Genomic DNA, 26,902 nt, shown 5'->3' on the forward strand with positions numbered 1-26,902 from the left:
GGGCTCAGTTCATGATTGTATTCAAAAAGGAAACTAACAGATGGAAACCTCATAGGCTTATACTGTGCAACTACTGGTACTATCCGTACAAAGTATATCAATTTAAAAATGGTCGCATCCTTTTCCGGGGACACAATGCTTCCGGAAAATCCATTACAATGCAATCACTCTTTACATTTTTACTCGACGGGAATAAATCCCCATCAAGACTTGACCCTTTTGGTTCCTCGGCGAGGAAACTCTATGAAATCCTGCTGGGCGAAGAATCGGTGAATCGCGATATTCAAGAGCGGATTGGTTATATCGCCATTGAGTACAAAAGAGATAAGAGCGAGGAATATATGACGACTGGCTTTGGTCTTCATTCAAAACGCAAAGACAAGCGTCTAAAAAATGCGTGGGGCTTCGTGATTCACGACCCTTCCCGTAGAATTAACGAAGGAGAAAATCCGCTTCCCGTCTACAAGCGCGAAAAGTTGGACGGCAAATGGGAACGGCTACCACTGACCCGCGAGGAATTTGTTAAAGCTGTTGGAAACAGCGGCACAGTGGTTGATGAATCGCATTACGCCGCGCTCATAAACAGTCATTTGTTCAAATTCCCTGATGTTTCGAATCTAGAGATGTTCACGGAAGTTTTGACGCAGCTAAAAAGCCCGAAGTTGTCACGTGAAGCTGGTCCAAACAAACTCAAAGAAGTTCTACATAACTCGCTTATGCCCATTTCTGACAAGGAAATATCTCCGCTTACCGTTACCGTTGAATCCATGGACAAAACTCAAACAACCATCGAAAAACATGAGCAGGACTTGGCAGCGGTTAGAAGTATAGCAACTGAATATGCCAAATACAAGCGATACATATTTGCTGAGAAAGCGAAGTATTATCTCGACAATAAACGCATCCTAGAAAGCCACGCCAAGAAATTCAAGGAAACAGAAAATACAATTCGCCTTAAATCGGCTGAGAAAGAAACGAAGGAAGCTGAAAAGGCAAGTAAAAGCAATGAACTCGAAGTTTTAAACCGAGAGTATGATGAATATCGGGGCGGTGAATTGGCTCAACTACAAGGCAATCTGGATAAAGCCGAACGGGAACTGACGCAGTTCTCTAAAGAAGCTCTTGCAAAAGAAGAGCGCTTTAACATGAAAAACGATCTGGTTTCGAAATCGATTGATAAAATTCGGAAACTCGAAGATGCAATTTACACCGCCAAAAAAGAAATGTATGCTCATTTAGCGGAACTTGAGGATATGTCCGAGGACACCGGCTTTGATGACGTGCAGTACCTCCCCCATTTTAAAAAATGCGCGGATGATCCCGCTTATGACTTTTCCATGTGGGAGCGGGATTCAAAAAAATATCTGTCTCTACTACAGACGACACGTTCAAAGATTAAAGAATATGAGTCTCTTAAAGATAAAACGAATTCGCTGAAAACTGAAATCGAGAGTCTACAAATCCGTTACAACGAAGAACGCGAACTTCTCAAGGAACTTGCTGACACCTATGATTGGGAGAGAGAAGAGGGCGCGAAAGAGTTGTCGGTTTGGTTTGAATCGCTTTGCACATTGACTGTAAGCAATGAGGCGATACAAGAAACGCTCGATATGTTTCCGGAGTACCTGATTTCTGTTTCAGACGAGCAATTAAGAAATCCGATTTTGATTGAGAAAGACGCTCAGGTTGAACATGCACAAATGGAGTCGATTAAACTTCAAAACCTGATGGAATCCTTGGAGTTGAGAAAAGCGGAGCTCGAAGCTAACCTTAGTGACCTTGAAAATAACAAAGAAATTGAGCCATATATACCCTACGTTAAGGCTGAGCAATTCAAAGGGCTAACTGAAAAGGGTATTCCCTTTATCCCATTTTGGGCGGCGGTTGAGTTTAAAGAAGGTTTGAGTGAGGAAATGAAAGCAAATATTGAGTCGGTCGCTATTGAGCTTGATTTGCTTAACGCAGTTATTGTTCCTGTTCATGCTTACGATAAAGCCAAAACAAACAGTGTTGTACTCTCACGCAACAACAAATGTGACCGCAATTTGACCGAATATTTGACCGCTGTTTCAAGTGACAACGTTTCTGATACCGATATACTTTCTGTCTTAATGGGCATTTCAATTGACCAAACAAGCCAAACTTTCGTCGCAGCTTCCGGCGAATTTAAAACCGGTATCGTCGAAGGAACCTCTCCTTCTTTTGGCGACGCAAAGTTTATTGGTAAAACGGCTCGTGATTTGCTTCGTAAAAAAGAGATTGTCCGCATTCAAGGCGAAATTGCAACTATTGAAGACGAACTCGAACAGCTTCATTCGCAAAAAATGGCATGGCTTGAAACGAATCAACAGATTTCAAATGAGTTTTCTTCTCTCCCGTTCTTTAATGCGTTAAAAACAGCAAAGAGTCAGTACGAAGAGAAAATGAAATTTATTACGCAGTTCTTCAAATCCGAATTGGATAACAAGACGGAGTTATATAATAGACTAGCAGCCGAACTAGAGCGCCTACTATTGTCTGTTAAAGCAATGGCTGCTTTCACAAGCCTACCACTTACGGAGAAGGCGTTCGTAGAAGCCATTGATGCCACCAACTATTATTTAATTCTTTTGACGAACATCAAAAGCGATTTCCGTGCTCTTGCTGATAAACGGAGTTCCCTGCACACCGAGCAAGATAATAAAGAAGAGTATGAAAATGAACTTGAGGATTTAAGGGGAGAATTGTTTACCATCCGTAACAAGGTAGACCGCACATCGAAATATATGCAGTCCCTTGAAGACCAATTGAAACTAAGCGGTGCCGAAGAAGTACGTAAGCGCATCGCGGAAGTCATCGCGAAACTTCAATCTTTGCCGGGTGAAATAAGTCAGCTTGCGAGGGATGTGGGCGGCATTCAGAATAAAATTGAAACCTTGGTTGAATCCCTGCCTTCACTTACATCTACGATTCATTTTTACAACGAGCTTTGCTCGGCATGGGAAGTGATTTTTGTCCAAGATGTACGAGAAAATGCTTCGGAATGTGAGCTTGATGAAACGTTAGATACCAAGATGATGGCGAAACAAATTTATGACAAGTTTGGCGCTCTGCTCGACAAAAAGGAAAAGTCTCAAGTGAATAACGAGTTGACGAAACATTTTGCCTCAGGGAGCATGAGCTTAATCGAATATGATGCAGAATTAAAAGTAGTTCCTTACACGGTTAACTTCACGAACATTCCAGAAGAGGAACAAGCAAACGTAGAACTGCTCAAATCGGTAGCGCAGTTCTCAAAAATTACGCTTCAACTTCAAATTGATGGTGAACTTCGTACGCTTTCACCTGCTGAATTGCGTACGAAACTCGAAGGCTACGTTAATATGCAAAAGAAAACACTCACAGATAAGGACCGCGAGCTATTCGAAGATATTATGATTAATTCCATTGGCGAAACGATTCGCATCAAGATTCGCAGTGCTAATGATTGGGTTACTCGCATCAATGCTTTTATGGAACTAGCGAAAAATTCAAGCGGCTTGAGGTTCCAAGTCCAATGGAAAGCGATTACCAAGCAAGAAGAAGGCGAACTAAAAACCGAAGATTTGGTCAAACTGCTCGAACGCGACCCCAAACTACTAGCCGATCATGACCGACTCAGTATCTCTCAGCATTTCCGTTCGAAGGTAAATGCGGCGAAGCGAATCATGGAGGCTGATGGTAAAGTGCAGTTCTTGGAGGTAATCAAATCTGTTCTGGACTATCGCAAATGGTATGAAATCATCATCAAGTACGAAAAACCAGGCGAGTCCATGAAAGAAATGCAGACGAAACATTTCAACTCGTTCAGTGGTGGCGAAAAGGCGCTCGCGATGTATACGCCGCTACTTGCAGCTGTCGACGCTAGACTTCAAAGCGCCGGCGATGATGCCCCGCGTATTTTTGCACTCGACGAAGCATTCGCAGGCGTTGACGATAACAACATCGAAGAAACCTTCAAGATTATCGAAATGTTCGATTTTGACTACACCTTGAATTCGCAAGCGTTGTGGGGATGTTTTTCTGAAGTGAAACATCTTTCTATTTACGACTTGTCCCGTCCACAAAACGCAAACTATGTCATCACCACTCAATACGAGTGGGACGGCATCCGGAAAATCTCTATTGCGGAAAGAATCGATGACATTATGCCGGAAGATACATTTGAAGTAGTGGACGAACAAGCTGTTCTTTTCTAAATCATGTAAACGAGGAAGTAACCATGCCAACTATTGCAGAAGCCACACAATATTTCAAGGAGGAAAGGGGATTTGACCGCCTCTTTCCCCTTATTTTAAAGCGATACAAAGGTCTTCAAGCGTTAAGCGGAACCGTGAAATTGAAAGCTATAGAGCCAAATGAAGTTAACGCTATTGAACGATTTTTAGCCAAACCGCTTAAAATCGCTAATGGCGTAGCTACCATTTCTGTTGAAAAAATTGTTGAGGAATACAGCAAAACGCTGTACGGTCACATCCCTTTCCTTACCCTATTAGAATCTTATTTTGGTAAACCGATTTTAACTAACAAAAAGGAAAGAGAAATACTTAGCTCCATTAAGTTTTCTTTTTTTGAAAATAGCTACCTGCCTTACAAGAGTGCTATGGGCGATATTATTTACGACCGAATTCAATCGAGGTTCCTCGGTAGCGCACAGGTGCATTTGCTATATGAGCGAGACAAATCGTTACTAAGTTCCATTTTGCCTGCTGTGTTTATTGCTATTTCCAAACTTCCTTTGGATGAACCGGTCAGACTTCCGCTGTTCGCATCTGGAATCAATGGAAATCCTCATTTTCTAGATCTCGATACAGAAGCGGGACGTATTTTTATTTCTTTTCTTCAAATATTACTGGAAAATGATGATGTGAAAAGCTACGAATCGCAACCTAGCGCCGAAGAAATGACTGAGATTTTAAATTTTTTTGGCATTTGGAGAGACGATGTTCTTAACCAAGTGTCGTGTTTCGGAATCCGTGGATATAAGAGTGATGACTCTTCCTTTCTTGTACTGGATGCCGCAATTGAGGAAAAAACATTTATCAACTTACCTCTTCGCGATGTGCTTCGTTTAAAGCGAGTTGAAACTTATCGAAATACCGTTTTTGTTGTTGAAAATTCCTCTTTGTTTTCTAGTCTTGTTGATTGTTTTATTCAAGGGGATAACTTTCCGAGTATCTTATGTACGCATGGTCAATTGAACCTGGCTTCGCTTAAGTTGCTCGATAAATTGTCTCAAACCGCTGATGTAATTTATTATTCCGGAGACCACGATGTGGACGGTCTTATTATTGCCGAGAACGTCAGTCGCAGGCTTGGACATAAATTAGAATTTTGGCGCTTTGATACTGAGAGTTATACGAGTAGTCTTTCGGATGTGCCGCTAAGAAACGAATCTCGGTTGCAATTTGTAACCAATGAACATTTACTGCCCTTAAAGCAGCTTTTGCAAGAACGAAACTGCGCAGCGTATCAAGAGCGTTTGTTCCCTGAATACATTAAAGACATTAAAAACGCACTGAATGTTTAATTGAAACTTTTTAATGAGCCAAAAGTAAAAAGCAATCGGAGTAAAATCTGAGTTGGGAAATGCTGAAACACTAGAATTATTCATCAATGTCACCTCACAGCCTTTGTTTCTACGTAGGTCATTATGATTTACATTTAATTATGAATTATCATGAAGGGTGGTTGCGTATGGTAAGAAAATATCCAGAACGTGTTACAGCTTCAATGAATCGACTGTTACATGAAGAAGAAATTTTATTAATAAGGCACACTACAGTAATTCATTTTGGAGAATCCAATGAGTTGCTGGGTATGGTCGTTATGACTAATCCCGGTAAGTTTGAATTTAAGAAAGTACCGGAATGGGAAGCATTTAAAAGCGGTAAAGGTTCAGTGGATACTTTTGAGGCTAGTGATTTTCCGGATCTTACTATGCAGAACGTTATTGAAGTGATAAACAGCGCTTATGAAGCTTTAGGACGATCTAAACCGGATGGGATATTGCGAGTGTATAATCTTTCTAATATCCGTCAGCCAGATGGTCAAAAGGCTGAGATATATCACAATCGAGCTAAAAAAGCTCTTTCATCTACCAATCTAACGTTGCTTGAAGATCCAATAACTCATAGTAGAGAAATGTTTATGAATGAGTGTGACAAATCTATTTTTGTAATTATGGGTTTTGTAAATGGCGCTTTTGATGAGGAGATGCAACAAGTTCGCACTTGGTCGGAGGGCATATCTGGTTTGGTATGTGCGATTGATAATAAGGGACACTATTCACATCCACGTAGATGGCGGACGGACCTTGCGTTAAAGAATCAGGCAATTGCATCGCTAAAATCCGTATTACTGGGAAGCAATGCAGACCTAGTGATAGATTCATCCTTTGGTGAGAAGTTAGGGAGACAATATTGAGTTGAAAATATAATATAAAAAGAAAATATAATAGATTAAAAGGAGATCAAAATGGGGAAGAAACTTACAATATTTTTAATTGATGGATTGGCAACAGGTCCAAGAACGATCGAGATAGGCAATTGGTCCGGGAAAGCCATCTACTCACAGCGGTCTTCATTATCTAAAATACTGGACCGTGATGAATTCGAGCGTCCTGGTGTTTATATTCTCAAATCCATGCCTAACAGCGACAATTTTAATGAACGTGTGTATATTGGAGAGGCGGAAAATCTCAAGAAGAGGTTGAAGCAGCATCTTGCCAATTCTGAGAAGGATTTTGTTGAACTGGTAGCATTCGTAAGTAAAGATGAAATGTTAACAAAGTCGCATATTAAGTATCTTGAATCCAAGCTTATTGGATTAGCTCGGGGGGCTAAAGCTGCTGAGATTGATAATAGTGTGAATCCTGAACTAACCACGTTGCCGGAAGCTGACCGATCAGATATGGAAGATTATTTGGAACAAATCAAATTGATTCTGCCTGTTGTTAATTTTATGTTCCTTGTTCCAGCTGTTTATAAACCATCAAGCGATGTTCGAAGCGAGTTGCAACAGTCTGAGTCTTCAAAAATGTACTATTTAAAAAGCAAATTGGCAGAAGCAAGGCTAATTGAAACTGAAGAAGGATTCGTTGTATTAGAGAACTCGCAATGTTTGAAGCAGGTACAAAATTCAATGCCAGAGGGTTATCTTAAGCTCAGAGAGAAGCTAGTAGAAACGAATGTTTTAGCGGATAATGATAACTTGTATGTATTTAAAGAAAATGCAATTTTCTCAAGTATTAGTGCCGCTGCTGCAGTAATATTAGGACGATCTGCAGCAGGTCCAATGGAGTGGATAGATTCCGATGGTTTGACTTACAAACAAAACCAGGAAAGAAAGTACAGTAGCTAATAATCCTTTGAAAACTCCAATCTTTAATAGATTATATCAAAGCTAGGCGTTGCTAATCGCAGCCTAGCCTTTTTTCATTTGGTAGGAAGTTTCTGTCGTATAGTATTAATCATTAGTTAATCAATTAATTGCGTGTACAAGACTAGTTTCTTGACCATACCGATATTTCCATCCATAATTAGCAGTCGGTTGAGTGATCCGAATCCATCCACTCAAATGGTTGAAAGTCTAATGAGTTGGATAGGATGAGAACTAGAGGGAGTGATATAAATGACAATGTTATTTAGCTTATTGTTTATAGCAATGGCTTTTTTATTATATTTGTATTTCGGTCAGAAGAAGTTGCTGGAGAGTTACCGAATGAATGCACTCGATGCGTTCTCATCTCATGAAGATATGAAGGAAACGATTCGTATTGGTCTGTTTAATCGCTTTAAGCGCGATTTGGAGCAGGATAAAGAGGAAGATCCTTTACTGTTCGAACATTTTGTGGCTGATATCATGAAGTCTGTGCGCGGTGGCACTACATTAGTTACAAGAAGTTCTGGTGATTTTGGGATTGACATTGTGGAACATACTGATGAGGGACTATACCTAGGACAAGTAAAGTGCTACAACGATTTTAATCCGGTTGGTTTTGATCCCATCGCAATTATTCATTCACAGATGATTAAGCAGGATGCCGTGGGTGGATATGTGGTGACAACGGGTAAGTTTACACATAATGCATATACCTATGCAGAAGGATTAGGCATAGAACTCATTAATGGCAATCAGTTAGTGGAACTGTGGCTTAGGCATCTGGAAACAAAAAGCGAAAGTATTACTGGATTGAGTCCTGTTTCACAAATTTAAAGCCGCATTTTGCTAATGAGATACAACGAGTGATATGCTATAATTCGAGGATAAAGCTAATGCTTACGATGTTACTACGAAAACATCTGAGGAGGGTGAAGATGATAAATTTTAGTCTAAAAGCTCCTGACGGCACCGTTATCGAATCCTATCATAAAGACCGTAAAGAATTTATTCGTATCGCTGGTATGGAATATGAAGTATATAATCCCGTTGACGAACTGGATTCCGATCCCGAAATCAGACAAATGATCGAAGCTTCTGAAATGGATATAAATCAAGGGAAAATTTACTCAACAAATGATTTGATCCAAGCGGTAAAGCGTGGTGAACTGTAATTGATTGTTCAATGGACCGAAACGGCAGTGCACAGGCTCCATCAAATCAAGAGCGATCATTACACAGAACAAGAAACGATGGAATACAAGATCAATCTCATTCGACGCGTAGAAGATAAAGTTATCAGTATGGGGACGATCTTACCGTCACGAGAATTCCCTAATACCTATTATTGCATCGTGGATCGTTATATCGTGTCCTATAAAGTGCTGGATAATGGTGAACGATACGTGATTACAGCATTCAAGCACGGTGCGATGCAACGCAATCTTAAATACTGATCAACAGCCGACTCATTTGGGAGTCGGTTTTTTGTGCCTGAAATCAAGGCTGCTTGCAGGTAATTTATTTTTCATGTCGAATAATGAAAGGTAATTTATCGATGGATATGATTGCTGTGAGGAGGCTAATCTCTATGAGCCAGTTCTTGGGAGGTTCGTTCCATAAGTCAATAGTTGAACAAATAGCGAAAAGTACCCGTTCTATTACCAATATTTCGCTTTATGTAACTTTGCAAGCTGTTAATGAATTAAGTAGGAGTCTACCTACTAAAATCAAAAAGCGTTCTCTTGTCACGGTGCCACCTGGGGCTGAATATGTGAATGGAAGCAAGAATGTAGCAGCGCTTGAACTGCTTAGCCAACATGGATTTGAAATGCGATGGTTACCGGATCTTCACGAAAAGATTTATTTTCTAGATGAAAAGTTCGCTTTTATAGGATTGAAAAATTTTACAAAAAAAGAGGCTGGGAATTGGATAAAGAGGGAAATGTAGAAGACATGATAATGGTTGAAATAAGCAAGATCGACCGAGATCAAATCAACTCGCGATACATAGCCTCTTCTAATTTTCTTGACTTGAATGGAGATTGGACTAGAGATGTAAAAAAACAGAAATATCAAGAAATGTGATGTATGGTGAAAATATACATAAAATGAAGGGGTATAAGTCATGCTGAATGCAGGTTGTAAAAAGGAAGCATTAGCTGTGTTGGAAAGAGCAAATAAGGAATATCAAAGTACATATGAAAGAACAGTAAAGAACATTTCAGATTTGCACCAAAAGAGATTGGAAGCTTTAATAACATTGAAAGCAGTGGAAGTTTATATTCAAAACCTCGCTAATAAACCAAAGGAATACGATAAGATTGTTAGTGAGATTGTAGTAAGAAGAAATAAATTCGAGTCAGATTTAAAGATACTAGAACTGGAAAGTAAAAAGGCTGATAAAGTAAGCGGTGGTGTGGCAGGTGCAGGAGTTGTGGCAGGTGCAGGAGTAGCGGCATTTGCTCCAACTGCTGCGATGGCTATAGCCATGACTTTTGGCACGGCATCGACTGGAACTGCCATTGCGACATTATCAGGTGTGGCAGCAACAAATGCTGCTTTGGCATGGCTCGGTGGAGGAGCTTTGATTGCAGGTGGTGGTGGTATGGCGGGTGGCGGAGCATTTCTTGCACTCGCAGGTCCTGTGGGATGGGCTATAGGAGGAGCTGCATTAGTTGGTGGAGGTGTTCTTGCTAATAGTAAGAATAAGAAAATTGCAGAAAAAGCTGAAATAAGCACAAGGACTGTTAAAAATGAAACAGTACGCATAAAAAAGGTAGATATTAAAGTAGGCGAAATTCGAAAAGTGACCATTTCATTAAATACAGAAATTGGTAAGTTAATTATTGTAATGTCACAGCTAGGTTTAAAGGATTACATACATTTTACAGAAGATGATAAAAATAATCTTAGGAAGATGATGAATTCTTCTGAGGCATTGTCCAAAAAAATTGGAGAGATCGTTACATGATGGATGAAAGTTGGTATCTTACACCGGCTGAAGTGAAAAAAGAAGAATGGGCTCGTGCAAAATGTGATAAGTATGACTATATGATAGCTGCATTTTGTGGTGCAGCAGCAGGGTTGATAGACGTTTTATTTGTTGGTGCGCCGGGAATGAGTAAATTAGGGAAAATTACAGACGAAGCAGCAGATGAACTTGTGAAAAAGGCAGCAAAACTTGCAGGTTGGAAACCAAGACCTGAAAATAAAAATAATATAGCCTCAGCAATAGGTTTTTTTGAGAGAAATTATGGTGTTAATTATGACCAAAAAAACACAAGCGAAGTTAACGATTTATTTAAAATGGCGCCTAAGAATCACCACTACAAATCATTATCACATTCGCCGGATCCAATTGGCTTATTTTTTTCTATATTAGACCAATTTATGAACACATCTAGTTTCTTAAGTGATGGTAAGTTGATCCGGATTGATACAACTGATCTAAAATCACCGCTTAAAGGTGGGAATTTTATTGCAAAAATATTTTCTGGTTTCTGCAATTGGCTTGGACACATAATGTCCGATATGGCAGGTAGTTCAGGAAATAGGGGATTAGGTAGCTTAGGACGTGGTACAGGCGTATCAATCCCGTTCATGGAATTATTTCAATTGTGTGATTTTGGAGAATTTCAGATTGGAAAAGATAGACAAACTCTTGCTGTAGTAATGACGCGAGTATTTCAAGAAGGTTATGACTTAAGATTTGGTGCTGCTATGGCAATACCCGTTCTAATTGAAGAATTAATGATTAGAGCAATATGGGTTATCCGTCAAAGATTCTATGAAAAAAAAGACTGGTCGGAATGCATTCCAACCAAACAACATGCAGATTTACGTATTATGCTAATTGTAGGGAACGGTGTTTTGTGTTTAATTGATGGTACAGACGCTGCTGTTCATGGATTAATTAAAGGTGGCAATGTGATGACATTTATTCTCCACCTTAATTATGTAGCATGGGCAAGATTAATAATGTTGGTGTTAAGAGAATTACGCATTCGACTTGGACCGGTTATTTCAGAACTACTTAGTAAATTTGAAGAAGAAATACTGTACCATGTTACACCGAGAGAAAGAAAAGTAATACAGCAGTTTTATGAACGGATACAACAATTGGATGTTTCTCTCGAAATTCTGCTTCGAGAATTCACTTTACAGATCGAGAAAGAATATCAGTTAATTTCTCATGAAATCGTAGAAACTTTTTCGAGTGAGAATTCATCCATAATACAGGCTGAACATTCAATTACACTTGCAAAGCTATGTGGGGTTAACGATTCTAAAATTATAAAAAGTAATAAAGACTTAGATGACTTTTTTATTTGAGGATTTTGAGTAATTACCTAAAATATAGACAATTACTTGATAGTCTGGTTTTAGTTTTTTTATCATTAGTATACATATACAAAACTAATACTTTAATCATCTGTTGTGAGTTTCAAACCCCACCACCAAGCAGGATGCCGTGGGTGGATATGTGGTGACAACTGGTAAGTTTACACATAATGCATATACCCATGCAGAAGGATTAGACATTGAACTCATTAATGGAAATCAGCTGGTAGAACTGTGGTTGAAGCATCTGGAAACGAAAAGCGAAAGTGCTAATGGATTGAGTCCTGACTCACAAGTTTGAATCCATATTTTGCTAATGAGTACAATGAGGGATATGCTCGAGGATAAAGCTAATGCTTACAATGTTACTATGAAAATATCTGAGGAGGGTGAAGGTGATGGATTTTAGTCTGAAAGCTCCTGACGGAACCGTTATCGCGGAGTATGAAATGTGTAATCCCGTTGACGAACAGGATTCTGATCCCGAAATCAGACAAATGATTGAAGACTCTGAAAAGGATATACACCAAGATGAAATTTACTCAACAAATGATTTGATCGAAGCGGTAAAGCGTGGTGAACTGTAATTGATTGTTCAATGGACCGAAACGAAAGTGCATAGGCTCCAAGAAACGATGGAATTCAAGATCAATCTCTTTCGAAATCAACCACCAAAATAATCCATCTTCGCCTTATTAATAATTCGCAATGGCAGTTTATCCGCCAATTTAAAGGCAACCACTTCTTTCATATCAAGTACATTAACCATCAATTCCAATTTTTCCTCAGATGGTATTGTTCTATTGTCTTCAATATCTCTCATGTACTGTGGTGTAATACCAACTCGCCTTGCTAATTCTGATTTGCTTAACCCTTTCGCCGTGCGGCTAAATGTTATGTATTCGCCTAGCGACTTATAGTCAATCATACTCGCCATCTCCTTACACTTTTGTATAGGTGTACATACTTAGTGTATTCAATAAATTGAAGTTTATTAACTGTTACCTGAATACGTACGTCACTCCATATATGCTCTGCAGGATGTAGCTACCAATTACGTCATTTATATACGGAGCAGGGAAACGATCCAATCCATCGTTTTTAAAGATTTACAAGTGCCTAATAACAGCTATTCAGTCTATAATAACAAACACAATCAGCCGGCGAGATACATTCTCGACCGGTTATTTTGTTCCCCGAATCCAAGCACCTTAGCTGACCGAAGCCCAGCCTTCGTTCATGATCTTCGTCTCCATTTGCGGCCAGAAGTAGAGCATTTCATCATGGAGCATTGTCATAATGTCTCTTTGCCAATCCTCCAAGACCGTGGAATATTGCTGGATGAACCAGACGATATCTTTTTCCGGCTCTGGTGGGAACGCACGATTTCCAGAGGTTGCTTCTTGTGGTCCAGAATTACTCTTGTCTAGATTCCATAACTCGTCGTACGGATTAGATGATTTAGAGCCACCAGGAGGGGCGTCTTTGAGTTCTCTCATTTTGGCTTCCAGCAGATGGGTCTTACCTAGCTTGCGCGGCTGGATGAGGCTGGGGTCTATATGCTCTTGGATGGCTAGCACTGAATCAATGAAACTCTCCACAGCATCGGTACCATACGTTACTGAATAACCGGCGATCCGATCTGCTGTAGCTGACATGCTCTCGACCATATCCCGGTTGGACATGGAGAAACGCATGTTATTTTTGAAAAAATCACAGTGTGCCAGCACGTGTGCGACGATCAACTTATTCTGAATCAGCGAGTTCCCGTCAAGCAGGAAGGCATAACAAGGGTTGGAGTTAATGACGAGCTCATATATTTTACTCAGCCCGAAATCGTATTGGGATTTCATTTTGTGAAACGTCTTTCCGAAGCTCCAGTGACCAAATCGAGTCGGCATTCCATAAGCACCGAATGTATAAATAATATCGGCAGGGCATATCTCATAGCGCATAGGATAAAAATCCAAGCCAAAGCCAGTAGCTATTTCCGTAATTTCAGCAATCGCCCGCTCCAGCGCATTAATTTCTTCGCTTGGCATGATTCTGTGCTCCCTCCTATAATTCTGTAGATCCAACCTGAATAAACCCTCACGAAATGGGGTTTGGCTTCAAATAGATGGGTCGATCAATGTAGTTCATATTATGTATATGGATAGGAGAAGGGCATTATGACGAACTCTTCCTCGCTGTCACTGTACGTGGAAATTCCATCTTTAAGTTGGAAGCTACTGTATTGCAAATTTAGTTTAATTAAATATGAATAAGTTTAAATGAACTACGTCTCGGTATTTACAATCGCCAATGCATGTGCTACTTTAGCCATGTAACCGTATTCATATATAGATTTGTTAAATGATTAATAGAAATGTAAATCTTGTTTGGACCAATCATTATTTAGCCTAAATTTAACAAGTGGGAGGGATAAGGGGGGGAGGAAATCTTTAAGAGAGCTGGAAGTGAACTCATTTGGCAGGGGAGTTGCTTCGTTCCATATAGTAAAGCTAAAGAGTGTTAGAACTCGAACTCGATAATAGATTGAACACGCTTACTATTGAGCTTATACAGCGTGGCCTGCAAGAGACACATTGGATTTGACCTACTCGGTTGAAGTTGTTGAGCTACAGGAATGAGCAGATGCACTGAGTATAGCTGTACATTGCAGTATCTTCTACTCAGTGATTATGGAGGTAAGAATGCGTAAATTTAGAATAAATATTTTATGGAAATTTCTACTTTCATATATCATTGTCTTGTTGCTGCCGCTTTCTGTTATTATCTTTTATTACTATCCATATTCCAATTCGATTGTGAAGAATAAAATATTGGACTGGAATACACATATTACCGAGCAAGTAGCCAGCAGTATGGATCTGTTTATGCGTCCGATCTATTCTCTCCCTACTTCGATTGTAGCTAATGCTGAGATCAAATTATCCTTATTAAAAAATGATGCATACCAGCGATACGTCGTGGCTAATGAGATGAAGAAATATAAAACAACGGATACCCTTTTGAATGATACTTTCTTATATATCAAACAAAGTGGGTATCTGTTCTCAAGTACAGGGTATATCTATGAACTGGAGCGCTTTATGAATTCCAAGAATGGATATGTATATGGTTCTTGGAGTCAAGAGCAGTTCAGTCAAACGATCAATGTAATCAACTCGATTCAAGTTCGTCCGTCAGAGGATGTTACCATACTTGGGGAAGGCCGCGTTAAGATGATTACTTTGATGATTCCTCTTCCTCTAGGCGTCGATCAATCTGAAGGCTGCGTCATCTATATGATCAGGCATGATACGATCGAGCGAATGATGAAATCAGTGTCTAATAGCTATTCTGGAGATTTCATCATTCTTGATCAACATAACAACCCTATCTTCTCACTCAACCAACGTGATGATTTGCGTGATGCGAATTTCAAGCAGTTTATTCAGCAGCTGCAAACATCGCCATCAGGCGGTGAAATTGATTATGACGGAGAAGCTTATATAGCCTCCCAGACCGTTTCCAAGCAGAATGGCTGGAAATACATAAGCATGAATCCGCTGGAATCGGTACTTTTGGAGACGAAGGAAACGCAGCGCAACACAATTATTTTGGTTATATCAATCCTGCTCACAGAGATTATTATCATCTATTTATCCATCCGTAATAATTATGCCCCGATTAAGTCTCTTGTTCAATTCTCCAGGCATGCATTTAAAGGCAACACGGACAGTGGCGGCAATGAGTTTGATATTATACGCTCCACAATCCAGAATCTATTCCAGTCAAAAGAACAATTAGATCTGAATGTCCAAAGCATCGTTCCGAAGTTACGTGATAATATTCTATATGAAATCATAAGTGGCCAGTACTCATCACTTCAAGACATACTGCTAGAGGCAAAGTCTTATGGCATCACCTTTACGAATGCAAAATGCACGACTGTTGTCATCAATGTGATTGGGGATATCGATCAAGTATTTGAAATCGTGAAGAGCATTAAATTACAACCCGAAGATGCACTGGAAGGATATTTTATTCGGAGCATTCATAATGATGATATTCTATTTATTTCCACACATACAGCAGAGCAAGCATTACGGGAGATGTTCCTGAAGCTGCAGGCTGAGATTGAATTGGCTACTGGCGCTAAGCTTGTGATCGGAATAGGAAATACCGTTGACAATCCAGGGGAATTTCATGCTTCCTATATTAATGCGCTTAGAACAGTCGAACATTTGCGCATCAAGAATGAAGACTCCATCCTGTCCTTTCACGATTTGATGCTGCAGCGGAATGAGCCTGTACCTTATCCCGCAGAAACGATTCAATCGTTGGAGTTGTTCATCATGACGGGTGATGCTACTGAAGTGCAGAACACCGTTCATCGACTCATTGAATTTCTTCAACATGATCGAACGCCTCCTTATATGATTCGGGCTGTATTTGTAAATATCTCGACCATTATATTAAACAATCTGATCCGTTTGAAGCATCAGGGGAATATGGAGCAGCTTGGGATCACATCGTTTCATAATCGCATTACGGTAGCCCAGATCACTGAGATTTTAGAGAAAAGCGCGGACATATTATGTGAATTGATGGCTAGTACGCATACTTCCTCTAAGGCTGCTGCATTGGATGAAGTACTTCAATATATTCAAGAGAATCAGTTCGATATCAACTTCTCACTACAAGCTGTTGCTGATCACTTTGGAATGTCGGTATCGAATTTTAGCCACTATTTCAAGAAGAACGCCGGGCAGAACTTTAAAGACTTTATGGATGGGCGCCGAATCAATCATTCGAAGCAGCTGCTTATCCATTCCGATGAAACCATTGATTGGATTGCAGGTAAGGTAGGCTACACTAACCCTTCCAGCTTTATTCGCGCCTTCAAAAAACATGTAGGAGTCACACCTGGGCAATTCAGATTGTTTAACAAGTGAATATTTTCTTGTCTATTGCTGATTAAGCTATGGGGGGATTCAATATGCGAGGATTGAGACCATGGGTTGTAGTTGTATGTATGCTACCGGTGATTACACTGCTTCATGGATGCAGTGCGAATAATGAGTCTGACCGTGCTTCAGAGAGCAATGTAGAGCCGCAAGACAGGGTACAGATTAGCGTGATGACACCTTCACATCAGCTTTCCAAGAATCTTCGGGATATTCCTTATTTGAATCACATTGCTTCTGATGCAAAAATTCATGTCAACTGGCTGCAGAAACGTAACGGATGGGAAGAAGCGAAAAGCGCTGCTCTGACAAGCGGAGAATTGCCTGATGCTTTTTTGGCTGGATTGAACGATCAGGATATCATCACGAATAAGGATAAATTCGTAGACCTTAGCGAATATATCGATAAATATGCCCCGAATATTAAGAGAATGTTTGAGGAAGTTCCCGAAACCAAGCGGGTGAGTACATTTCCGAATGGGAAGATGTATTCTCTTCCCGGTGTAAGACCGATTAATACAGATAGTTATAATGTCTTAATGATTAATAAGAAATGGCTGGATAAGCTTGGACTGAAAGAACCGACTACGTTGGATGAACTACGCGAGGTATTAACCGCCTTTCGCAATGGAGATCCCAATGGCAACGGGAAGCAGGATGAGATCGGAATGGACTGGTGGGCAGGTGCTGGAGGAAGTCTGGGGAGCAGAGGTTTATTTAGTGTGACCAGTTTACTTGGGGCTTATGGAGTGACAGATAATTTCACCGAAGAAATGATCGGAGTGACGAAAGGGCAGATCCGCTTTTTATTCGAGAGTGATGAGTATAAGAGCTTAGTCTCTTACCTGGCAGAGCTCTGGAAGGAAAATCTGATCAACCCTGACGTGTTCACGCAAGATTATTCCGGGATGAAAGCGAGTGCACAACAAGACGATGTGGCAACGGTTGGTGTGACCTTCGGCTGGTCATTAACAGATCGCGTTGGTAAATGGGCCGATGAATATGTGGCTTTGCCACCGCTGCGTAGCAGTAGTAAGGTGGAACCATTATGGCCAACGAGTCCTTCTCGCGTTAGAATAACAACCAATCTGTTTAGCATGACAACAGCTAATCGGCATCCTGTCGAGACCATTCAATGGATTGATCAATTCTACACTGAGGAAAATTCGATCCAAGGCTATTATGGCTCCATGCCTGATTATGTGACTAAGGTGCCTGACGGCATGTATACCATAGTTCCCGCTCCAGAAGGTGATCAAGATACACAGCAATGGACGAATGCGCTCGTGGATAATGGTCCGCTATACTTTTCGCAATCATTGGAGAACAAAACGATTGTTCCTCCCGCGGTAACGATACGAAGAGAATTGGACAGCATCTATAAAGCTTATGAGCCTAAACCAGAGGACATTTATCCGATGATTAAATTTTCGTCAGAGGAGCTTAATGAAATGGCCTTGGCGAAATCAGATATTTTTAAACTGGTCGATGAGAAATTTGCGGAATGGATTATGAATTCAACTATAGATAAAGAATGGGATCAGTATATTAATCAGCTGAAACAAATGGGACTGCCAGTACTGTACAGAATATACCAACACGGGTATGAGGATTATTATGCTCAACCAAATTTGAACGTCAACAATAATTGAAAACGCATTCAAATAAACACCCGAAACCGCCGTTTTGTTAACGCTTTCAAAAATTGCGAATGCTTAAATTCTTGTTCGTATACAGCCGCCTCGATCCCGGTTTAAAGTTGCGTTGTAGCCGTCATGTGAAATGTGGGCAGCAAGAAGCAATAAGGTGTAGTTCCGTTGCTTGCCTCGCACCATGCCCCTACGCTTTAAACCAAAAAAAAGGGAGGTTCGTTGTATGAGGAAATCTTTGTCTAAGGTAATAACGCCCGTATTAGCACTTAGCCTATTTGGAACAATTCTTGCGGGGTGTGGAGGCGGGGGTAATAATGATGGTGCCTCTTCTTCTAATTCAGGTTCGTCAACGAATTCTACAACCGGTACAGTAAAACTAAAAGGGATCATGCTAAAACATCCACTTACGCAAGAGTTCTCCAAAATGGAATGGTTGACCAAGGTTGAGGAGCAAGTGGGTGTTGATATTGAGTGGCAAGAAATTTCAGCAGACTGGGATCAGAAAAAAGGCGCTTTGTTAGCCGGAGGAGATATTCCGGATATCCTTATAGGACCGAATGTGATCACGGATGCTGATTTTGCCCAGTTCACCGGTCTCTTTCAGGATTTAACCGAACTCATTTCAACAGGTGGCCCTAACATTCAACAGATGTTTACAGAGAAGCCGGAGACCCAATTAATCGCTACACAGCTAGATGGAAAAATATACGGTTTACCGAAATATCAACGATTCTGGCCGGATACGGTAAGTCGGCAATATATCAATAAACAATGGCTAGACAATCTGGGTCTTAAGGAGCCGACCAATTGGGATGAATTATATAATGTGCTCCTGGCGTTCAAAGAGAAGGATGCCAATGGAGACGGTGATGTAAATGATGAAATTCCTATGGATTTCGCTCCGGTGGGGACGACGGGATTTGGTTATTTTCAGCCACAAATATTGCTTGGCAGCTTAGGTATTACATTAACGGATAGTAGTGGTCAAGGGTATTTCACCGAGGGTGGCCAGATTAAAAATTACTTTGTGGATGATCGATACAAGCAGTTCGTGGAATTCATGAATAAGTGCTGGCAGGCTGGCTTAATTAACCCGGAAGCCTTCACGCAGGATTATTCCAAATTCCAATCGGTTGCGCGCGGCAGCGGGGACAAAGCGAAGGTCGGCTTCTCATGGGGTTGGGAAGTAACGGATCGCTTCGGCAACACCTTAGCTCCGCAATACGAGTCGATCGCTCCGCTTAAAGTGTCGGCTGATTCGAATATCAAGCTGTCCTATGACTATGACGGAAACTCACTGAATTTTGGCGGCAATATGGTCGTCATGTCTGCTAAGTCCAAGAATAAAGAAGCGGCAATGAAATTTATTAATGAGCTGTATAATCCTACAGTTAGTATGCAGGTACTATTCGGATCACTTGGTACGAACATTAAAGATAATGGAGATGGAAGCTACGCGATCCTGCCGCCTGCTGACAGCCAAATGGACCCAGGCACATGGAAGTGGACATCAACCTGGGCGGATAATGGACCTACCTTTATCTCCGATTCATTGAAACTGACACTTGGGACTGATATGCAATCTGTTGGCAAACAGACAGAGCCGCTGCAGGCGGTCCTCAGTGCGATTGACAAGGATAACGATATTTTACCAAGCATGTTCATTAAATATAACCCGGAAGACAACAATGCCATGGTGTTAGTGAATACGAATATGATTAATTTGGCGATGTCTAAGTTCTCACAGTGGGTTACCAAAGGGGGAGTTACCAAGGAATGGGACTCCTATGTGAGCAACATTAAGCAGATGGGGCTGGATAACAACTTGTCCACCATGCAGAAATACTATGATGATTACAAAAGTAAGAAATAACATGACATGTAAATATTTATAGAACATCCGGAGACAGCTTTTCTTTACAGGATGAAGAGAAGCTGTCTCCTTATTAAGGAGGCTTATGATGTCCTCAATAACACCCAACAAACATCGAAGAAATCTAATGGAGCTTAAACGCGATTATCAATTATGGATTATGATTATTCCGGCGATCGTTGTAGTTATCATCTTCAACTATATTCCAATGTATGGAATTCAGCTTGCCTTCAGGGATTATGATTTCTCGCGTGGATTGGCAGGCGGGGCTTGGCGTGGTCTGCATTATTTCTCGCAATTCATAAATAACTATCAGTTTTGGGATTTGATGAGAAATACTGTGATTATCAGCATCACAACAATCGTTCTGGGATTTCCAGCACCGATCATACTAGCGCTCATACTGAATCAGGTGAAATGGTTCCGCACTAAGAAGCTGCTGCAGACTATCGTATATATGCCTCATTTTATTTCAATTGTAGTTATGGTTGGATTGTTGAATGTTCTCCTGTCACCGAATACAGGAATCCTTGGTCAACTGATCTCCAAGCTTGGCGATACGGACATTAATTTGCTCGCCTCCACGAATTCTTTCGTCCCGGTGTTTGTGATTTCGGATATATGGCAGCATGCTGGATGGAACAGTATTATTTATCTGGCCGCATTATCAACAGTGAGTCCAAGTCTGTATGATGCTGCCAAGATTGACGGAGCGAACAAATGGAAGATGATTCTGCATATCGATATCCCTGCTTTGGTTCCGACAATCATCATATTATTTATTCTGAGTATGGGGAATGTACTGGGAACCGGATTCGAGAAGGTATTCTTGATGCAGAATTCATTGAACCTTCCCGTATCAGAGGTCATTTCTACCTATGTTTATAAAATCGGTATTCTTTCCAATCAATTCAGTTATTCGTCAGCCATCGGATTATTTAATACCGTCATCAATTTTTTCTTTCTGGTTACCATGAACTGGATTTCCAAACGCAACTCAGATATTAGCCTCTGGTAAATGGAGAGAACATCGAAAGGTGATGCTTATGCAGGCGACAACTATTCACAAGCGCAGCACGGGTGAGCTTCTATTTGATATTTCGATCATTATTTTATGTGTTCTAATTTTCCTAATCGTTGCGTATCCCTTGTACTTTGTTATTATTGCTTCTGTCAGTGATCAGACATTGGTTTCCACAGGAAAGGTTACTCTATTTCCCAGAGGAGTCAGTTTCTTTGGCTACGAGCAAATTTTTCAGGATATGCGTATTTGGATAGGCTACAAGAATACCGTTATTTATACAGTCTTGGGAACAATGTTTAATCTGCTTCTTACGATCCCAGCAGCGTATACACTATCCAGACAAGAGTTCCGTGCACGCCGGTTCCTGATGTTTTTCTTCGTTTTTACATTATTTTTTAATGGTGGACTAATTCCAACGTATATCCTGATGAAGGATCTATCCCTGACCAATTCAATGTGGGTCTTTATTATTCCCTTTGCAGTGAATGTGTTTAATCTCATTATTGCACGCACGTTCTTTGAAGTTTCACTGCCTAAAGAAATTTATGAATCCGCTGCATTGGATGGATGTACTCATTTTAAATTTTTCTTCTATATTGCGATCCCTTTATCTAAGTCCGTCATATCGGTCATTGCGCTGTATTATCTGGTAGCACATTGGAATGATTTTTTTACTGGGCTTATCTATATTCATTCGAATGACCTGCAGCCGTTACAAATCATTCTGCGTGATATTCTATTATCCAACCAGGTTTTCTCCCAAGGCGGAGGCTCGGGCGGCAGTGCAGGCGGATATGCGCAGCAATTTGCTGACCAGGTTAAGTATGGAGTTATTATTGTATCTACTTTACCGATCCTTATCGTGTATCCGTTTATTCAGAAATATTTTGAAAAAGGTGTAATGATCGGTTCGGTAAAGGGCTAGGAGGACACTCTACTAGGAATGGATTCAATCCAACATCTTTAAAGATATACACACAATAAACCGGCGAGATACATTCTCGACCGGTTATTTTTGTTCTCCAAAATTAAGCACTTCATCGCATGAGTCAGTCTTTGTTGAAAACTGTGTATATTATTTTCTGAAATTTCCATTGACGCAGATTTAGTTTTCAAGGTATATTAGTCATTGTTTTAAACGCTGTTTAATTGTATGTCGAGATGAGGAGAGTTCTATGACGAAGGAGAAGATTTTAGACGCAACGCTGCATTTGATTAAGTCCGAAGGGATTGATAGTGTCACTATTCGGATGATTGCTAGTGAAGCTGGCACCAATGTGGCGCTAATTAATTATTATTTCGGGTCGAAAGACAAGCTTATGCATGAAGCGATGAAGACAGTCCTGGAAACATTCCGCTCGGCGTTTGACATATTTGATGTTGTGGAATATCCGCCTATCGAACGGCTAAAACAATTTATTTTAAAGTACGCCTCATTTCTTAATGATTATCCTGATTTGCTCAAGCGAATTCTTGGCCATGATCCACTGTTTGAATCGGTAGCCGAATATGTACATTTTATGAAACAACAAGGGTTCGAAAAATTAAGCGCAGTCATGACAGAAGTGACAGGTGTTACAGATCCAAAGACCGTATTGTTGATGACACAGCATATGTTTGCTGCCATTATGTCACCGTTCACCAAAGTGTCTGCTTCTAAATGTCAGCAGAACAATCACATTCAATCGTCGTTACTCGATATCCCTTTATCGATTGAGGAGAGTATTGACTTGTTTTTCGAGCATTATTTTCACAAATATTCAGTCAAAACTTAGAAAGAAGAGGTATCACAATGACATCAAATGCTTCAACAAAACCCCTTACGCAGGAAGGCGACACGTTCTCTCTGAAAGTTATTCTGCCTCCACTGCTTGCGATAATCGTCGGTATGATTATGGTTATTCTGGACAGTACAGTTGTTAACAATGCAGTTCCTAAATTAGTGGAATATTTCAATACTGATCTAAAGACAATTCAATGGGCGATAACGGGTTACACATTGGCACTATCCGCAGTAATTCCACTTGCCGGTTGGATGACCGATAAATTTGGATCAAAGCGTATTTTCCTTGTAACGATTGTGCTGTTTACGTTAGGGTCTGTTCTGTGCGGCTTAGCCCAATCACCTGAACAACTGATTATTTTCCGTATTATTCAAGGTCTAGGCGGAGGTATGGTTGCACCGATCGGGATGGCAATGGTATTCAAATTAGCTCCGCCTGAACGTCGCGGCTCTATTATGGGTGTTCTTGGAATTCCAATGCTGATGGCGCCAGCTTTTGGTCCTGTAATATCCGGTTATCTTGTCGATTACGTGAGTTGGCACTGGATCTTCATTATCAATTTGCCAATTGGTATTGTGGCCTTCATTTTGGGTAAAAAATACTTACCGAAGACTGAACCGCAGAAGTCAACACATCTTGATATTCTCGGGATGTGTCTTGCTCCGATCGCATTCGCTATGCTTGCTTATGGTGTGAGTGAAGGGGGAGCAGATTGGTCTTCAACAGGTGCTATTACAGGCTTAACAATCGGTGGTATCGCATTAATATTGTTCATAGTGGTAGAGCTTAGACAGAAGTATCCTTTGCTTGAACTGAAGGTGTTTAAATCATCTGATTTCACACGTGGTATTATTCTTACTTGGATCGTACAGATGGCATTGTTTGGCGCTACGCTGATGATTCCGTTGTATTTACAGAATATTAAAGGTTATACCGCACTTCATACCGGTTGGATCGTGATGCCGCAAGCGTTGTGCGCCGGTCTAATGATGCCGATTAGTGGCAGGTTGTTTGATAAAATTGGAGCTCGTCCACTAGCGTTCTGTGGGTTGAGTGTTATCGCCATCGCGATGTTTATACTATCAACGGTAAACGTGGATACACCGATTTGGATGGTTATCGTGTCGGTGTGTGTGATGGGGTTAGGGATGGGATCAACGATGATGCCTCTTAATACACATGTATTAAACTCAGCTCCACGTCATTTGGTTAGCCGTGTGACACCATTGACTTCAGCAGCGCAACAGGTTGTCGTATCGTTCGCAGTAACAGGTCTTACAGCTTACCTGACATCTCATATCAATACTCACATGGCGACAATCGGAAAGACAGGTAATCCACAAACTGCCTTAGTAGCTGGCTTTGGAGATACATTTTTCCTGACCGCTTGTATCGTATGTGTTGGTATTGCTATGTCCCTTATCCTTCGCAAGCCGAAGATACAACAAGTCACAAAGAGTGGCGAAGAGGTAGATCCAGCTATGATGATGGGTCACTAGTTAATAAAAAGCCCCCCAAGAAGGTCACTTTATCTAAAGTGTCTCACTTGAGGGGCATTTCTTTACGGTGTCTTCCTATTCCCGCCAACGATCGAGCTGTTTCTGGATCACCATACGTACTTTATTAATCCCTGCTTCATACAGCTCATGGTTGAATTTCGGGAGAATGGTATCGACATCGACACTGCCTGTCATGAGGCTTGGATAATACTTGCGCCAGACAATCTCAATGTTATCAATTTGCTCGCTTATCTCTGACAGATCGGGCGTAAAGCCCAGTACTTTGGACTCCACAACCTTGGAGTTGTAGATGCGGAATTGTTCCCACTTGTTTAGTGGGTCAGGGTAGCTTCCACCTAATGTACTTAAGATAAACCAGTTTCCCTGAGTGTACTGTATGCCAGTGTAGCCACCGTTCGCCTTGGGAAGCGGATTTCCTTGACTGTCTTTTATCGAACTTAGGACAACCTGGCCATTCTGATCCAGTGTATAATGAACGCCTTCAATGCCATATTGAAATAAGTTACGCAGGTCAGGATCGGTATTCAATAGGTTTAGAAATTTGATGCTCTCCACAGGATGCTTCGTATTTGCCTTCACAACCATCATCCCTCCGCGTACAGCTTCTGTAGTTGCCACCTCGGGTGTTACTGGATTGGTTACAATTTTATACCCCAGATCGTTACTCCAGACGCTCTCAGAGAGTGGACCGCCACTACCAGATTCCCAAAATACCTTTACACCATGTTTCAAGCTTCCTGGTTCTCGCAAAGCGGCGTCTTGATTAATGAACCCTAATTGATAGTAACGTCTTAACGTATCCAATATATGTTTGGCTTTACGGGTTTCGAAGATATTGACTACAGGAGCAGCAGGATCCAGAGATTGGATCATTAATGGGAGTCTGTTGTCCCCTATATATTCGTAGCCGTACATCGCAAAAAAATTGTGTGAGTCTCGATCAAGCTCCATGGGCAAATAATCGGGTTCATTTTTTTGTATCATGCGAAGCAGCGGTTCGAGCGATTCCAGTGTGTTATATTGGTTAACTTTAATATTATATTTTTCTACCAGAGAATCAGGATACATCCAATTCTCGCGTACAGCCAATTCTTTGTTGGTGGGGACGCCGTAGATGAACCCGTCATCCATCTTAGCGCCTTTCCAAAATATGGGATCAATAGCAAGGTACATTTCTTTGGCTAGATTCATGAAATAGTCATCTAACTTCAGCCATACCCCACGTTTGGCATATTTAGCATAATCCGGAGCAAACGCAATATCAAAAGGGCTGTCAGAGGAGATCATTGTATTCATGCGATCAGCATATTCCTGCCAACCAATTTTATTATAGGTTATCGTAATTCCGATTTTTTTCATCAATATCTCGTTAATTTTGTCATTAACTAGAGCAAGATCCTTATCAGGATCACCGATGGTATAATAGATCAGATTTACAACGGGTTCTGCATTAAAGCTCGCAGCGTTCATATTCTGCTTATTGCAGCCAGTTAACAGTGAAATGAACAGCAGAATAATACCACAGATGAAGCAGCTATATCTATTCATGACACGGCCCCCTAAATCACTTTGCAATATACATCCAGCCTTAACTTTTCATCCGTAAACTTGAGGGAGAGGTACCAAAATGATTTTGAAATTGTGTATAAAAATAATTCAGGTTGTTATAACCAACTGAAAGGGCAATCCAATGTATTTTCTCATTAGTCGTTTGGATGAGCTCTTGTGCACGATGCATGCGATAGCTCATTAGATACTCTGAGAACTTCATACTTGTTTCTTTAATAAAGATTTGTCCAAGATAGGTACTGTTCATTTGAAAGCGGTCTGCGACGGATTTTAACGAAATATTATGAGCGAATTCTGTTTTAATCATAATTAATATACGATTGACCAGCTTGGATAAGGCATCGTAATGAATCCCCAATACTGGATCAATACTCATAGAGTCCGCATTCACATCTCTAATCGTGCCATGTAAATCTTCGATAATTATTTTTTCAATGACCTCCTGCAGCTTGATTCGGTCCACAGGCTTTAACAGGTAATCTTTCACTCCGCAACGAATGGCTTGCTGGGCATATTGAAAGTCACTATAGCCGCTTATAATAATATATTTGGTTGGAAGGTTCACTTCATTTAGCTTTTGGATCGCATCATACCCTAGATTTTTGCCGATACACACATCAATAATAGCAATGTCAGGAATTAGATCTACGGCTTTAAATACAGCATCTTCAGTGGAGTCACTTGTTTCGATTTGTTTGAATCCGTAGTGCTCCCAATCCAGAATACGTTTCATACCTTCCAAAATCTGAGGTTCATCATCCACAATCAAAAGTTTGTACATAT

Annotated in this window: 22 protein-coding genes and 1 pseudogene; 19 read left to right on the forward strand and 4 right to left on the reverse strand. The window is 40.7% G+C overall.

Annotation, left to right across the window (positions count from 1 at the left end; translation table 11 throughout):
- The first annotated feature begins 11 nt into the window (after positions 1-11).
- From NSU15_RS08905 to NSU15_RS08960, 12 genes are all read left to right on the forward strand, one after another.
- Positions 12-4,217 carry a TIGR02680 family protein gene (locus NSU15_RS08905; protein ID WP_339289969.1) on the forward strand — a complete coding sequence of 1,402 codons (4,206 nt, stop codon included), beginning with the start codon at positions 12-14 and terminating at the stop codon, positions 4,215-4,217.
- A 23-nt stretch (positions 4,218-4,240) separates the two neighbouring features.
- A complete protein-coding gene (locus NSU15_RS08910; RefSeq protein ID WP_339289971.1) occupies positions 4,241-5,548 on the forward strand; it encodes a DUF2399 domain-containing protein in 1,308 nt (435 codons plus the stop codon).
- 167 nt (positions 5,549-5,715) lie between these two features.
- Complete coding sequence (locus NSU15_RS08915) at positions 5,716-6,444, forward strand: hypothetical protein (protein WP_076119289.1); 729 nt, start codon at positions 5,716-5,718, stop codon at positions 6,442-6,444.
- Between the two features lie 51 nt (positions 6,445-6,495).
- Positions 6,496-7,380, forward strand: a complete 885-nt coding sequence (locus tag NSU15_RS08920; RefSeq protein ID WP_076119291.1) for a GIY-YIG nuclease family protein — start codon at positions 6,496-6,498, stop codon at positions 7,378-7,380.
- A gap of 270 nt (positions 7,381-7,650) precedes the next feature.
- Complete coding sequence (locus tag NSU15_RS08925; protein WP_076119293.1) at positions 7,651-8,235, forward strand: restriction endonuclease; 585 nt, start codon at positions 7,651-7,653, stop codon at positions 8,233-8,235.
- 101 nt (positions 8,236-8,336) lie between these two features.
- Entirely contained in the window at positions 8,337-8,573 is a 237-nt protein-coding gene (locus NSU15_RS08930; RefSeq protein WP_249923525.1) for a hypothetical protein, read from the forward strand.
- Complete coding sequence (locus NSU15_RS08935) at positions 8,574-8,855, forward strand: type II toxin-antitoxin system RelE/ParE family toxin (RefSeq protein ID WP_076119295.1); 282 nt, start codon at positions 8,574-8,576, stop codon at positions 8,853-8,855.
- Positions 8,856-8,989: 134 nt separating this feature from the next.
- Entirely contained in the window at positions 8,990-9,349 is a 360-nt protein-coding gene (locus NSU15_RS08940; protein ID WP_076119297.1) for a hypothetical protein, read from the forward strand.
- Positions 9,350-9,526: 177 nt separating this feature from the next.
- On the forward strand, positions 9,527-10,372 hold the full coding sequence (locus NSU15_RS08945) for a hypothetical protein (protein WP_076119299.1): 846 nt from the start codon (positions 9,527-9,529) through the stop codon (positions 10,370-10,372).
- Positions 10,369-11,733, forward strand: a complete 1,365-nt coding sequence (locus NSU15_RS08950; protein WP_076119301.1) for a hypothetical protein — start codon at positions 10,369-10,371, stop codon at positions 11,731-11,733. Before NSU15_RS08945 ends, NSU15_RS08950 begins: the two co-directional genes overlap by 4 nt.
- Before the next feature lie 139 nt (positions 11,734-11,872).
- Entirely contained in the window at positions 11,873-12,043 is a 171-nt protein-coding gene (locus NSU15_RS08955) for a restriction endonuclease (protein WP_283936273.1), read from the forward strand.
- Positions 12,044-12,140: 97 nt separating this feature from the next.
- Positions 12,141-12,329, forward strand: a complete 189-nt coding sequence (locus NSU15_RS08960; protein ID WP_076121821.1) for a hypothetical protein — start codon at positions 12,141-12,143, stop codon at positions 12,327-12,329.
- Positions 12,330-12,406: 77 nt separating this feature from the next.
- Here the strand turns inward: NSU15_RS08960 and NSU15_RS08965 are convergent, their stop codons facing one another.
- Positions 12,407-12,670, reverse strand: coding sequence for a helix-turn-helix transcriptional regulator (locus NSU15_RS08965; protein WP_042125749.1), 264 nt, complete (start codon positions 12,668-12,670; stop codon positions 12,407-12,409).
- Positions 12,671-12,962: 292 nt separating this feature from the next.
- A pseudogene (locus NSU15_RS08970) lies at positions 12,963-13,784 on the reverse strand (SpoVR family protein); the annotation flags it as partial.
- 654 nt (positions 13,785-14,438) lie between these two features.
- On the opposite strand from NSU15_RS08970, the gene NSU15_RS08975 reads away from it, so the two are divergent.
- From NSU15_RS08975 to NSU15_RS09005, 7 genes are all read left to right on the forward strand, one after another.
- Positions 14,439-16,685, forward strand: a complete 2,247-nt coding sequence (locus NSU15_RS08975) for a helix-turn-helix domain-containing protein (RefSeq protein WP_339289977.1) — start codon at positions 14,439-14,441, stop codon at positions 16,683-16,685.
- 44 nt (positions 16,686-16,729) lie between these two features.
- Complete coding sequence (locus tag NSU15_RS08980; RefSeq protein WP_076121818.1) at positions 16,730-18,349, forward strand: extracellular solute-binding protein; 1,620 nt, start codon at positions 16,730-16,732, stop codon at positions 18,347-18,349.
- A gap of 223 nt (positions 18,350-18,572) precedes the next feature.
- Entirely contained in the window at positions 18,573-20,222 is a 1,650-nt protein-coding gene (locus NSU15_RS08985; RefSeq protein WP_339289979.1) for an extracellular solute-binding protein, read from the forward strand.
- A gap of 127 nt (positions 20,223-20,349) precedes the next feature.
- A complete protein-coding gene (locus NSU15_RS08990) occupies positions 20,350-21,240 on the forward strand; it encodes an ABC transporter permease subunit (RefSeq protein ID WP_231573407.1) in 891 nt (296 codons plus the stop codon).
- Positions 21,241-21,268: 28 nt separating this feature from the next.
- On the forward strand, positions 21,269-22,171 hold the full coding sequence (locus NSU15_RS08995) for a carbohydrate ABC transporter permease (RefSeq protein ID WP_339289981.1): 903 nt from the start codon (positions 21,269-21,271) through the stop codon (positions 22,169-22,171).
- A gap of 250 nt (positions 22,172-22,421) precedes the next feature.
- Positions 22,422-23,021, forward strand: a complete 600-nt coding sequence (locus NSU15_RS09000; protein ID WP_339289983.1) for a TetR/AcrR family transcriptional regulator — start codon at positions 22,422-22,424, stop codon at positions 23,019-23,021.
- 17 nt (positions 23,022-23,038) lie between these two features.
- Positions 23,039-24,529, forward strand: a complete 1,491-nt coding sequence (locus NSU15_RS09005) for a DHA2 family efflux MFS transporter permease subunit (protein ID WP_339289985.1) — start codon at positions 23,039-23,041, stop codon at positions 24,527-24,529.
- 75 nt (positions 24,530-24,604) lie between these two features.
- Here the strand turns inward: NSU15_RS09005 and NSU15_RS09010 are convergent, their stop codons facing one another.
- Entirely contained in the window at positions 24,605-26,098 is a 1,494-nt protein-coding gene (locus NSU15_RS09010) for an ABC transporter substrate-binding protein (protein ID WP_339289987.1), read from the reverse strand.
- Positions 26,099-26,138: 40 nt separating this feature from the next.
- Entirely contained in the window at positions 26,139-26,900 is a 762-nt protein-coding gene (locus tag NSU15_RS09015) for a response regulator (protein ID WP_076121812.1), read from the reverse strand.
- Between the last annotated feature and the right edge of the window lie 2 nt (positions 26,901-26,902).

Origin of the sequence: Paenibacillus sp. FSL E2-0201, assembly GCF_037963325.1 — a bacterium.
GTDB lineage: Bacteria > Bacillota > Bacilli > Paenibacillales > Paenibacillaceae > Paenibacillus_AQ.

What these genes read in the sequence shown, in the direction of transcription:
- NSU15_RS08950 (WP_076119301.1), top strand. Translation starts at nt 10,369, where the DNA reads ATGATGGATGAAAGTTGGTATCTTACACCGGCTGAAGTGAAAAAAGAA.
- NSU15_RS08920 (WP_076119291.1), top strand. Translation starts at nt 6,496, where the DNA reads ATGGGGAAGAAACTTACAATATTTTTAATTGATGGATTGGCAACAGGT.
- NSU15_RS08925 (WP_076119293.1), top strand. Translation starts at nt 7,651, where the DNA reads ATGACAATGTTATTTAGCTTATTGTTTATAGCAATGGCTTTTTTATTA.
- NSU15_RS08960 (WP_076121821.1), top strand. Translation starts at nt 12,141, where the DNA reads ATGGATTTTAGTCTGAAAGCTCCTGACGGAACCGTTATCGCGGAGTAT.
- NSU15_RS09015 (WP_076121812.1), bottom strand. Translation starts at nt 26,900, where the DNA reads ATGTACAAACTTTTGATTGTGGATGATGAACCTCAGATTTTGGAAGGT.
- NSU15_RS08985 (WP_339289979.1), top strand. Translation starts at nt 18,573, where the DNA reads ATGAGGAAATCTTTGTCTAAGGTAATAACGCCCGTATTAGCACTTAGC.
- NSU15_RS08910 (WP_339289971.1), top strand. Translation starts at nt 4,241, where the DNA reads ATGCCAACTATTGCAGAAGCCACACAATATTTCAAGGAGGAAAGGGGA.
- NSU15_RS08905 (WP_339289969.1), top strand. Translation starts at nt 12, where the DNA reads ATGATTGTATTCAAAAAGGAAACTAACAGATGGAAACCTCATAGGCTT.
- NSU15_RS08945 (WP_076119299.1), top strand. Translation starts at nt 9,527, where the DNA reads ATGCTGAATGCAGGTTGTAAAAAGGAAGCATTAGCTGTGTTGGAAAGA.
- NSU15_RS09000 (WP_339289983.1), top strand. Translation starts at nt 22,422, where the DNA reads ATGACGAAGGAGAAGATTTTAGACGCAACGCTGCATTTGATTAAGTCC.
- NSU15_RS08965 (WP_042125749.1), bottom strand. Translation starts at nt 12,670, where the DNA reads ATGATTGACTATAAGTCGCTAGGCGAATACATAACATTTAGCCGCACG.
- NSU15_RS08915 (WP_076119289.1), top strand. Translation starts at nt 5,716, where the DNA reads ATGGTAAGAAAATATCCAGAACGTGTTACAGCTTCAATGAATCGACTG.
- NSU15_RS08975 (WP_339289977.1), top strand. Translation starts at nt 14,439, where the DNA reads ATGCGTAAATTTAGAATAAATATTTTATGGAAATTTCTACTTTCATAT.
- NSU15_RS09005 (WP_339289985.1), top strand. Translation starts at nt 23,039, where the DNA reads ATGACATCAAATGCTTCAACAAAACCCCTTACGCAGGAAGGCGACACG.
- NSU15_RS08990 (WP_231573407.1), top strand. Translation starts at nt 20,350, where the DNA reads ATGGAGCTTAAACGCGATTATCAATTATGGATTATGATTATTCCGGCG.
- NSU15_RS08980 (WP_076121818.1), top strand. Translation starts at nt 16,730, where the DNA reads ATGCGAGGATTGAGACCATGGGTTGTAGTTGTATGTATGCTACCGGTG.
- NSU15_RS08995 (WP_339289981.1), top strand. Translation starts at nt 21,269, where the DNA reads ATGCAGGCGACAACTATTCACAAGCGCAGCACGGGTGAGCTTCTATTT.
- NSU15_RS08940 (WP_076119297.1), top strand. Translation starts at nt 8,990, where the DNA reads ATGAGCCAGTTCTTGGGAGGTTCGTTCCATAAGTCAATAGTTGAACAA.
- NSU15_RS08930 (WP_249923525.1), top strand. Translation starts at nt 8,337, where the DNA reads ATGATAAATTTTAGTCTAAAAGCTCCTGACGGCACCGTTATCGAATCC.
- NSU15_RS09010 (WP_339289987.1), bottom strand. Translation starts at nt 26,098, where the DNA reads ATGAATAGATATAGCTGCTTCATCTGTGGTATTATTCTGCTGTTCATT.